We start from the raw sequence: 11,291 nt of genomic DNA, 5'->3' as shown, positions 1-11,291 counted from the left end.
CTAGCCTCTTAAGAATGTTTGTAATAATTGTTCGGTCTCGTATAAAGGTAAGCCTACTACAGCAAAATAGCTACCCGAAATATGAGTAACAAATCGACCGCCTAAGCCTTGAATACCATATCCTCCTGCTTTATCTTGTGGCTCGCCACTTTGCCAGTAGGTATGTATTTCATCATCGCTGAGGGTTTTAAAAGTAACATTAGTACTTACTACGCAGCTAAGCACCTTATCTGTTGTTGCAAAAGCAACCGCGGTTAATACCTGGTGAGTATTGCCCGACAAGCGCTTTAATGTATGGGTAAAGTCATTTTCATCACAAGGCTTACCTAGCGATTGATTGTCAATAACCACTACGGTATCGCTGCCTAGCACTGGGCGATCGGTATAACCAAGTGCTACACCCGACTGCGCCTTTAAACGCGCTAAGCGCTCTACATAATCATAAGGTAGTTCATTGGGGAGTTGGCTCTCGTCGGCATCAACACTAAACTGTGTAAATTCGATTCCTAGTTGCGTTAAAAGCTCTTTACGGCGAGGCGAGGCAGATGCCAAGTATACGGCGTTGGTCATTATCTGATCCTAAAATGTCTACGGTATTTACGCAGTAATAAAAACACCCATACCCAACTCAACATACCTGTAAGCACAGGCCATAAGTATTGCGGGCTAAAGTACACACCCAATAAAAAGTGATTTAGCCAAAACTGCATTAAGTGATAGAGAGTTAAAAATAAGCCAATTAATAAGCTTTGTTGCCATAGCGAAAAGTTACGGATTTTTTGAAAATTACTGGCGGTAACAAAAATACAGATTGAATAAGTAAGTGAATTAACCCCTAGCGGCGAACCAGAAGCTAAATCTATTAATAAGCCTACAATCCATGCGGTGCCTATATTTAAACGATGTGGCACAGCAAGTGACCAATACATTAATACCAATAGCACCCAGTCAGGACGAAAGGGCTCAAACGAAAACGGTAACGGCATCAAAGCCATTACTAACGCAAAAAAAATGCTCAGTGCAATTAACAACGAATAACGATTAATCATCGCTAACCTGCTCCTGTTGATTTCGCCACAGCACTACTAATAATCTAATACGATCTAGCTGCGCTATGGGTTCTGCATAAACTTGTGCAAACGGCTGGCCTTCATCGCGATTTATTTCAGTAACTACGGCAACGGGGTAGCCCTCCGGAAAGATGCCTCCAAGACCTGAGGTCACTAATACATCGCCAATACGTACATCTAGGCTATGCGGTACATGAGAGAGCTTAACAACATTAATTTTACCTATGCCTTCAACCACTGTACGCACATCGTTACGTAAGATACGTACCGGCGTAGCGTGGGTAGTGTCGGTCATTAATAACACTCGAGAGGTGGTTGAGCCTACTTTGGTAAGCTGCCCTACTACACCCATATCATCAATTACGGCTTGGCTTTCGCTAAGTCCATTGGTGGTTCCTCGGTTTATAACAACTTGATGGCTATACGGGTTTGAATGAACTGACAGTACTTGCGCAATAATTTTACGATTTGACGGTTTAGCCGATGAGCCTAATAAGGCGCGCAATTTTTGATTCTCTCGGCTCAAAAACTGGTACTGCTGTAGCTGCTCGCTTTGCAGCATTTGCTTTTTTTTCAGCGCTTCATTTTCGGTAAGTAATTGATCGCGGGTATGTAAGCTTTTTGCACCAAAGCTAAATACTTCGTAGGGTAAATTAGCCACATAAATTAATGGGCTAACCAGTGTATTTAAACTAGTACGAACGTTTGTTCCACCTTCGGTGTACTTATCGCCAATAATCAGTATGACACTCAAAAGCACTGCGACAAAGAGTCGCAGTTGCAAGGAAACGGTTTGTGCAAACATTGATTTCATTAGTCGTAACTAAATACATCACCGCCGTGCACGTCTATCATTTCAAGCGCTTTACCACCACCACGGGCAACACATGTAAGCGGATCATCAGCAACCACAACCGGAATACCAGTCTCTTCCATTAATAAACGATCTAAATCTTTTAGTAATGCACCACCACCGGTTAACACCATACCGTGTGCTGAAATATCTGACGCTAGCTCTGGCGGTGATTGCTCAAGGGCAACCATTACAGCACTAACAATTCCCATTAATGGCTCTTGTAGCGCTTCAAGAATTTCGTGCGAGTTTAATATAAATGAGCGCGGTACGCCTTCGGCTAAATTACGGCCACGCACTTCAATTTCGATTGGTTCATCGGTTTTAAAAGCAGAACCAATTTGATGCTTAATATTTTCAGCAGTAGCTTCGCCTATTAGGCTACCAAAGTTACGACGCACATAATTAATAATTGCCTCGTCAAACTTATCGCCACCAATACGTACCGACGAGGAGTAAACTACGCCGTTTAACGAAATAATAGCCACTTCGGTAGTACCGCCACCAATATCAACAACCATAGAACCTGTGGCTTCTGATACCGGTAAACCTGCACCAATTGCCGCAGCCATTGGCTCTTCAATTAAATACACTTCGCGAGCACCCGCTCCCATTGCAGATTCACGTATTGCACGTTTTTCTACTTGGGTTGCACCACAAGGCACACATATAAGTACACGTGGACTTGGACGCATAAAGTTATTGTTATGCACTTGCTTAATAAAATGCTGTAACATTTTTTCGGTAACATAAAAATCGGCAATTACGCCGTCTTTCATTGGTCGAATAGCTTTAATGTTACCAGGCGTACGGCCTAACATCTGCTTTGCTTCAGTACCTACTGAAGCAACGCTTTTAGGCCCACCAGCACGCTCTTGACGAATAGCAACCACTGATGGTTCGTTAAGTACTATGCCTTCTTCTTTTACATAAATGAGGGTATTGGCTGTACCCAAGTCGATCGATAGATCGTTTGAAAAAATACCACGGAGTTTTTTAAACATGAGGCTGGATGACCTTTGAAATACGTTCTTATTTAAGCTGCTTTCACTTTAATACGCTAATATAATGAGCGATATTAAGCACAGCTGCCTTTGTAATTTAGTTAAAAAAGGAAGCAAAGCTTCCTATTTATCGTTCGCGAACTAAGCGAAAACCTATGTAGTTAGCTCTAAAGTCGGGCGCTAATATTAATCGCGTTGAGGCACGTGCAAGGCTAGGCGCAAAATTCCACGCTCCACCTCTAACCGCAACATCCGACTCACCCGAGTTTTTGTTAGTCCATTCCCATACATTGCCTACGGTATCGTATAAACCAAATGCATTAGGAGAAAATGATCCTACCGGTGCAGCACTCTTGTTTGACCATTGACTACCACACCAGCCACAATTCGCTAAATTTTTACCAATATCGTTACCCCAAGGGTATTCTGTTTGACTACCTGCGCGTGCAGCGTATTCCCACTCAACCTCATTAGGTAAACGAAACTGTTGACCTGTTTGCCCTGACAACCAATCAGCATACGCTTTAGCGTCGCTATAAGTTAAACAAACAGCCGGAAAATCACTTGTTTGCTCAAACCCAGGATTACGCCAATTTAAATTAGCTTCCCATACGGGTTCGCCATTTAAATAATAGGCGCAGCCTTTACCTTGCTCGGCTTGGGTTTTGTAGCCTGTATTAGCAGCAAACTGCTCATACTCACCTACTGTCACTTCTTTGCTTTGCATAGCAAAAGAGTTGGCAATTACTTTTTCAACAACTGGGCGCTCATTGGCTAAACCATTGCCATTAATATCGCCCATTTTAAATTTACCTGCCGGAATAACAACTACTGAAGTTTTTACATTAGCGTTTAATACGCTGATGTTGTCACTCACTTTACGAGTTGTTTGCTCAGGTTGCTCACGCGTGTATGTCGGTGCAGCAATCGACTCTGGCTTTTTTACTAAGTTGGCATGCACGGTTTGTGCTTTATTTAAATCAACACGTACCTGATAAGGTTTATAACCAAGCTTGCGCACTTCAATATTGTGCACACCTCGCGGTAAGCGGGTTACTAAGCGGGTTGAGCCAAAGCTAACCCCATCAATAAACACTTCGTCGTCGTATACGTTTGAGCGTAGCGTTAATTCTACTGCTTGGTTTTTATCGTTATTAGCAATAACCGAGCTGTTTGTTACCATAGGCTTTACTGCATAATCACGCACTGGTTGCTCGTTTAAACGAGCCGCCGAAACGTTGCCATTATCCGCGTGCTTACTGAATGTTAACTGACTATCTGAAAAAGTTGTGCTGTAAGTAGGCTGATATGTTGCCGCCATGGGCGTGCCGTACTCAGAGCAGTAGCGGTTATCAATGCTTAATAAGTTACATAAACGGCTACTGTTAACTTCACCACGCATAGTAACGCTTAAATTAACGTTATAATTGCCTTGGCCACTAAATGCACTTTTTACCACATGACTACTTAAAATTTGTACCTGAGCACCGGCCAAATTACGTTTGGGTTCAACTAAACGCTCTTCAGTTAAGTTAGCAAATATTTGGTCAACAAAACGCTTAGTCGCTTTTTGTAACCCCATTTGCTGTCCGCGTTGCTCACACGCTGCAAGTGTTTCGGTACGCTTACAATTAATTGTGTGATTAACCTCTAACGTGCCTTCGCGGGTAAATTCGTTACGTAAACGCTCTACTCTGGCGGTAGTTAACTGCTCTTTTAAGCTCTCTAAAGTGTTTAAAAGCGTGTGTTTAGCCACACGAATTTGCTCAATGTCTTTACGGTGGGATGCAATTGCCGCCAACTGCATAGAAATATCATCTTTATTTTGCTTGTGATCGACCACAGCTTTTTGATAACGCGCCTGAGCAGCGGTTATATCAATGCTAGGATCATCAATTAAACGACGGTACATTTCATTCATCGCGTCGAGTGCTTGGTTTTTTTCTTTATCTAACTCGGTTGAACGTGAACGCAAAAGTTGCAACTGGGTTTGCAGTTGGCTTTCTTCTTTTAAATGTTTATCAAGTATTGTTGTAGATTTGTCATAGTCGATCTGTTTTGTACTAATCTCAGATTCAATTCCAGTTACTGTTGCTGTGTCTTGTGCAAATGCACTACTAGCCAACAAACTAGCTGAAATTAACAGAGATAAAGGAGTAATTCGCATATATTCAGTCCCAAAAAGCGGCAATTATTTGGTCGTTATTATTTTTCTAAAATAAAGCCTTATGCTATGTACTTGAAGCACAAAACACAAGCTTTGTTCAATTATTATCTAAGTTTACAACTATTCACGTGTTTCACGCCAGTAAATAACCCGATCATTCCCTCGAAAGTGGCCAAATTGTAAAATAGCATAAGGATTCAGCTGAGATTGGTCACCTTGCCAATCCCATTTTAGCCAGTCATAGGTATTATATTCTAAAGTGAATGTTCCTGAGCCATTAGGCTTTGCATAAATACCGTTATTTACTGGATATCCTCCCGCCTCTAACTTCCCTGCTGCACCATTACCATACTCATATGTTAATACTGGGCTAGCTGGCAATACTTGGCTTAATTTAGGGTGTTGAAATACACTACAGTTGTCATTGCTGTTTACTACAAACCCATTGCCATCCCAATATTGAGACTCCATGGGGATGAGTAATCGATCTAAATCTGAGCCTGCATTATTACCTAACACTAAGCGGCCAAACCTAAACTCAATAGGCACACTGTTTAGTCGTACGCTGTTGCAATTAGAGCTACAGGTTACCTGTGTATTAGGGCTGTCGTTTGCATCAATTAATGTAGCGCGCTCAATATTTGTAAGTGTGGCCATTAAATTAACCATAGCAAATGGGCCATCGGGTTGATCAACTCCTAGCCTTTTTAAGGTAACATTGCTTTGATTCATCTGCCATTGCCCGTCATTGGTATCGCCCCAATTGTTTTCACCTAAATTAACTAGGCGACTGGCAAAGCTACTTGCTGGCACGTAATTACCCGCTTCATTATTTTCAGCACTAACTTGCACTACCGACTTATCAAACCCAGCCCTGTAATTACTCATTAGCTGATTATTTTGGTTTTGTGCTTGCACTGTAAAGCCAAGTTCAAATGGCTGTTCGAGGTAGGTTAAATTACTCCCATAATCAGTACACTGGGCCGCAGCTTGCACTCCTATTATTTTAAATTGCGATGGCGCAAAACGGCCTACATTATAAAGCTCGCCTTTAACATCACCCGCACCAAAGTAATCGCCATCGTTTAGCCCAGCAATTAAATCAATAATCCCTACTTGGTCATAACTATATTGTGAAATTGACTCACTTAAACTACCTGTATCTTTAAATGCAACAGTGTTGACGACTGCAAGTGTTCCAGAAGTACCTGCTATGGGCAGCTTTAATTGCGCTGTTACTAAAGGTTGCTCATTAATAAAATGTTTAGCAATAGGGTTGTTAGTAATCTCACTGTAGTTATCGGGGTAGCCATCGTTGTTGTTGTCTTGACCTGCACGCCATTGCACCGCATTCATTTTTAAATCAAATGTCTCTCCGGTTAATTTAAACAAGCTACCCGCGGCATCTGTTGCAAACCCATCATTGGGTAAGCTCATAGCCAAGCCAAAAGGTTTTACTACATACTCGTTAGAGCTACCGGTTAAATTAACCGACAAGTTAGTAATCGGATCCAGTATTAGATTAGTTTTAGCATTAAGGCTAAGCTGTGCTGCATCGGGGTAATTTATTACTATTTGCGCTTTAGACTCATCATCAAACTGTAATGGCACTGATTTATAACTTTGTTCAATCGCGTATACTTTATTATTATTGCTAAGCTGCACCGGATCAGAGCAACTTACTCCTGCACTACAGGTATAGGCTAAATCTAAAGCAACCTCTGCCCCCACAGGAAACGCTGCTTCACACGCCCCCGTGGCGGTATTCGTTTTTACAGCTTGAATTGCTAATGCTTTTGCATTAAATCCTGTATTTGAAGGTTTACCTGATAGTTGGGTAGGGATTGTTGTATTGTTATCGCTTTCATTTTTAAAAATAAAACCCGCGTCCGAAAACACCACTTTACAGCCACTTAAACCAACATTTTTACCGCCAATATAACAACGTAACGGCGCAGATGGATCTGCAGTGTTATAACCAATTGTGGCACTGCCAGTGGTACGTTTTGCAAACTGTATATTAGTACTACCAGTAAAGCTGATGTTCTCACCGGTTACCCAGCTCTGCTTACCACCATTATCTGGCGATAAATTTAAGCTTGATGGCTGATCAAACAAAACATCGCAAGTATCATTTGCGCAGGCGGTTAAAGCCATATCTTTAGCTTGGCAAGTCAGTCCTTGGTTATCACTCATTGATATTCGATAATGATCTAGCAATATAGGTTTATAAATACCACAAAAGCCTGGAATATTATCTGGTACTGGTATGGCATCGAAAGTAGAGCTACCCTCGGTAATAATTTGTGTGCCTGAGGTAATAGAGCCTTCGTATGTTACATTTTGCGCTATTCTTACCTCGCCGGTAGCAACAATATAAGCAGCTATATTGGCATTGGCGGCAATCGCAATTGCACCATCAACATAAATAGCAAGATACGCTCCCGAATCTACTACTATATTGGTTTTACCTATATTTAAAAATGAGGTTGAGAGTAACGAACTCGTGTTTTTTAAAAAAATACGCGTAGGAGCCGTTACTCTGTATTGATCCTCCAGCATAGCAAGCTGCAACTCATCATAAAAATAATCTCCTGCTAAAGAGGCTGGTACTGGTGCCACAGAGCTGCCATCGTTAGCCACTGTAGGTACTTGAGCTGCCTGGCTAGGTGTTAAAGAGTTATTGCCACTTGCTAAACAAGCTTGGCCGTTACATAACGCAGGGTCAGTTAGTGCCAAAGACGTTAAATTAGTAGTCGTAATAAATTGCGCGTTATTGTCTGTTACTTTAACGCCTTGGACTAACTGCACCAAACCATCATTATAAGTAGATAGCGCGCCTGGAAATAAGGTGTCACAACTTAAAATTTCGCCGCTAGAAACAAACGAACTAGTCATGGCTAAAATAGATACTTCTTCTTTAGGGTGAGAGCGCTCATTATCGCCATCTCGGTCTTCATCGACCACCAACCCGACTCGGTTAGCTCTTAAGTTACAACTTCGCAACCAGCCACCATCGTCCCCTACACGCGAGTTTTTACTTGCAACAACTAAAGGCGATTGCGAATAACGATTAATAAAATTAAAATAATTACATCCATCGTTCCAACCATCTACAGCAAAACCAGTAAAAAAGCTCTCCCAAATAACTTCCACGTCATTATCATCTGTGAATGAGCGATTAGCCCCTGGCTCTACCGCTAAATATGCTACTTTTTCGCTTTTAATTATACCGAATGCCGTTTCAGAAACTTCTAGCGCAATATTTACTCCACTAGTAGATAACGAGGCTGTTTCTACCGCAATAGTTAAAAAGGGCACCAAAGCTTGTGCAGGAGGGTTACTATCTAAGCTATTAAGCGTTTGTAGTGAATGAAATAAATTTGGCCGCTGGGTAAACGAATGGGCAAAAGTAAGCGGCTTATAGCCCTTTGGAGTAAATGGAGAAAAACCAGATTTGGCACCATATTGTACCTCTAGCTGTAAATCGGTGCTCCCTACTTCCATAATGGTGCCGTCGGGGAACTCATGAACCCCGTATTCCACCGCTAAATAATGTGCGCCCATATTAATATGCGCACCATCCTCACCGGAGGGCTCCAAAGGAAGCGCTTCAAACCCGGTAGTGGTGATATTTTTAACTCGAATAATTGCTGGGTTACCACCTTGGTTAGTTGAAAGCATAAAAACAGCTGGAGGAGTTATATATTGCTGCTGGAAATTAACCTTTGTCCATACCGGTGATGTGTAGGTATTTTGTAATTCAATAAAACGCCCTTCAATTTTAGGTGCTGCAGCATTGCTGTTATTACTAAATAAAAACGCTGCTAAGCATATAAGCACGAGAGTATTTTTTATCATGGTAACGTTTTAGCCTCTACACTTAATGTGCGTTGCGTTTGCCAGTAATCTTTTCTACATGCATCCCCCAATGGGCAATCAATTGGCGCACAAGTAGCACTACTTTGTAAATAATAAATATTAACCGTTCCCGAGCGCGCACTGCTATCGGGTAAATCCAGGTACTCTGTACAGCTAATAGATACATCACAAAACGATAAATAATTTGTTTTAAAGGTTCGGCTTGTAGTAACTGAGGCACAATTTTGTGCAGCGCTATTAAGCGGAAATAATTCGGTTAAACCGCTTTCTAAACCACTTTGTGCAGCCATATATGCTCGCGCGCCATAATATTCTATAGTATTTTGCTGCGCGGCCCCGCTCAGCACTTTAACTAATGCTAAGCCAAGTGCTAATAAGGCAACAATAATCACTAAACACACAACAATTAAGTTACCTTGTTGCTTTGTGGGTGAGCGGGTAATTTGCTGATAATTATTAAGGTACATTTGGCACATGCACCTCATGGTTAAAGTTCATTACTTCGGCTTCGTTAAAGCGCATTTGTGCATTAACATTAAGTACAGCATTTCGCTGTAAGGCCACCGGCTCTATGGTAAAAAACAAGTTGCTTGCTAGGTTATTTGCAATATAAATCCCCAATAAATCTCGCTTAACACCGGGGGTTACTTGTAAGCTAGGCGCATCTGACTGGGCGCTATTAAAAGCATAATTTGTATAGCGATATAAAAACCGCCCTTCTACGCAAAAACTAACTGGTTCAGCTAATAAATATAATCGTTTACTGGGTGATTCTGCTGCAAATGCTTTACTAAATTGCCACTGATCAATAGCATTTCCTGCCGTGTTATTAAATGCTAAAACTTGTAAGCGTTTATGATTGTTTTCGTTATATATATCATCGCTATTTAATGGATAAACTGCTGCCCAGTTACCCACTTGCGGTTTAGTTAAGTTATTAAGCTCAAAATCAACTGCGGTAATATTAAACGGGGCTGTAGTCGGTAAATAATTAGTATAATGAGTAGCTGATAAAAAAGGGGTAAATTCAAGGCACTGATGAGTATTACACGCCCCTTTACTGTCGTTATCACAGCTTAACCTAAGTGAATTAGGTGTTGCATCGCGTAGCTCTTTACTAATGCGTGTTATTAAAAACCGCGCTTGCGCTACTGCTTCTTGACGCTCCACGCCTTGAGCGTAAATACTTACACCTGCGCCAATAAACGAAAATGCACTAACGGCTAAAATACCTAAAATTACCATTACCAGTAATAGCTCAATTAAGGTAAATGCGTATTGTCGCGTTATGCTATGCATTAATAATTCCCTTTATAAGCACTAAAGCCGTATACCTCACCCAGAGGTGAAGTAACCTCTATAGTAATGCGCTTAAAAGTGCTGCCATCATTACTAGTGGCATCATTAAAATCACTGTCGTACTGCACTTTAACAACCAAACTAAAGCCACTATATTGCGGTAATAAAACACCCAAACTATTGGTTATTGGCTGCCCCGAAAGTGCTATATAGTCGTCAACATCGTTATAACTGGTACGTGTTTCTGAATTATCTGGGCCTAAGTCTGCCGCTGCGGTACAAGCCTTTGCGCCCAAAGATATTTCGCCGCAACGCCTAAAAGGAGCGCTTCGCTCACTGTATTCATCAAACGATTTGCTTTGAATTTCGTTCATGAGTGATTGCCCAAACTCCGAAGCACGTAATGCCACAATAGGCTCAGCACTTTTTTGAGCTTGAGGCGCAATAAGTGCAGTAATAATACTCAGCGCGATTGCAAACATCACAATACCAACAATTAACTCTATTAAGGTAAAGCCCTTATGTTTAAGGGCAGGCATAAATAAGCCCTTCACCGCTAATGCATACCGCGGCTAACCCTATATTTATTCGACATTGCGTTGTGCAGTTTTGATCAACCCTGCCAAGGGGATCAAAGTTAACTTGGGTAAACACATTACCGTTACTGTCTAATGCGTTAAAGGTAATATCACTTCTTTGGCTATTAATTTGTATTACTAGGTGCTCACTGTTGTTTATATCGGCCCCTCCTGAGCATGTATCGGGTGTTGGCCCTGCAATTAACCTAGCGGTAATGTAAAGCTTATGACAGCTTGTGGTCGCCGTATTTTGCATGGCACGTAACTGCACTGTTCGCAGTGCATTTAATGTGCGGTCTCGATACGAGTACGCATCCTCGGTTGAACTACCTAAAAATTTGGGAACTGCCGTTACCGACAGTATTCCCAAAATAATTAAAGTAATAATTAATTCAACGAGGGTAAAACCGCGCTGCTGCTTACCACTGCTGATCATTT

The 11,291-nt window shown here is 41.6% G+C and carries 10 protein-coding genes; all 10 read right to left on the bottom strand.

Translation table 11 applies throughout. From position 1 onward, the window contains the following. Nucleotides 1-570 carry a nucleoside triphosphate pyrophosphatase gene (locus H5079_RS08235; RefSeq protein ID WP_011329324.1) on the bottom strand — a complete coding sequence of 190 codons (570 nt, stop codon included), beginning with the start codon at nt 568-570 and terminating at the stop codon, nt 1-3. Then, nucleotides 570-1,049 carry a rod shape-determining protein MreD gene (mreD, locus tag H5079_RS08230; RefSeq protein WP_089368784.1) on the bottom strand — a complete coding sequence of 160 codons (480 nt, stop codon included), beginning with the start codon at nt 1,047-1,049 and terminating at the stop codon, nt 570-572. The genes H5079_RS08235 and mreD overlap by 1 nt, the downstream gene beginning before the upstream one ends. Further along, nucleotides 1,042-1,884: a rod shape-determining protein MreC gene (gene mreC, locus H5079_RS08225; protein WP_172459221.1), complete on the bottom strand. Its 843-nt coding sequence runs from the start codon at nt 1,882-1,884 to the stop codon at nt 1,042-1,044. Before mreC ends, mreD begins: the two co-directional genes overlap by 8 nt. Continuing rightward, entirely contained in the window at nt 1,884-2,927 is a 1,044-nt protein-coding gene (locus H5079_RS08220; protein ID WP_011329327.1) for a rod shape-determining protein, read from the bottom strand. The genes mreC and H5079_RS08220 overlap by 1 nt, the downstream gene beginning before the upstream one ends. Before the next feature lie 127 nt (nt 2,928-3,054). Next, a complete protein-coding gene (locus tag H5079_RS08215; RefSeq protein WP_011329328.1) occupies nt 3,055-5,094 on the bottom strand; it encodes a formylglycine-generating enzyme family protein in 2,040 nt (679 codons plus the stop codon). 120 nt (nt 5,095-5,214) lie between these two features. Continuing rightward, nucleotides 5,215-8,955 carry an H-type lectin domain-containing protein gene (locus H5079_RS08210; protein ID WP_011329329.1) on the bottom strand — a complete coding sequence of 1,247 codons (3,741 nt, stop codon included), beginning with the start codon at nt 8,953-8,955 and terminating at the stop codon, nt 5,215-5,217. Next, on the bottom strand, nt 8,952-9,443 hold the full coding sequence (locus tag H5079_RS08205; protein ID WP_058374243.1) for a hypothetical protein: 492 nt from the start codon (nt 9,441-9,443) through the stop codon (nt 8,952-8,954). Before H5079_RS08205 ends, H5079_RS08210 begins: the two co-directional genes overlap by 4 nt. Next, nucleotides 9,433-10,275 carry a type II secretion system protein gene (locus tag H5079_RS08200; protein ID WP_182683881.1) on the bottom strand — a complete coding sequence of 281 codons (843 nt, stop codon included), beginning with the start codon at nt 10,273-10,275 and terminating at the stop codon, nt 9,433-9,435. Before H5079_RS08200 ends, H5079_RS08205 begins: the two co-directional genes overlap by 11 nt. Next, nucleotides 10,275-10,814 carry a prepilin-type N-terminal cleavage/methylation domain-containing protein gene (locus H5079_RS08195; protein WP_011329332.1) on the bottom strand — a complete coding sequence of 180 codons (540 nt, stop codon included), beginning with the start codon at nt 10,812-10,814 and terminating at the stop codon, nt 10,275-10,277. Before H5079_RS08195 ends, H5079_RS08200 begins: the two co-directional genes overlap by 1 nt. Further along, entirely contained in the window at nt 10,801-11,289 is a 489-nt protein-coding gene (locus H5079_RS08190) for a prepilin-type N-terminal cleavage/methylation domain-containing protein (RefSeq protein WP_182683880.1), read from the bottom strand. Before H5079_RS08190 ends, H5079_RS08195 begins: the two co-directional genes overlap by 14 nt. Nucleotides 11,290-11,291: the final 2 nt, after the last annotated feature.

The organism is Pseudoalteromonas sp. SG44-5, from assembly GCF_014164175.1.
Taxonomy (GTDB): domain Bacteria; phylum Pseudomonadota; class Gammaproteobacteria; order Enterobacterales; family Alteromonadaceae; genus Pseudoalteromonas; species Pseudoalteromonas nigrifaciens.
Note: the sequence above shows the minus strand (reverse complement) of the source record. Positions and strands in the feature narration are given on the sequence as shown.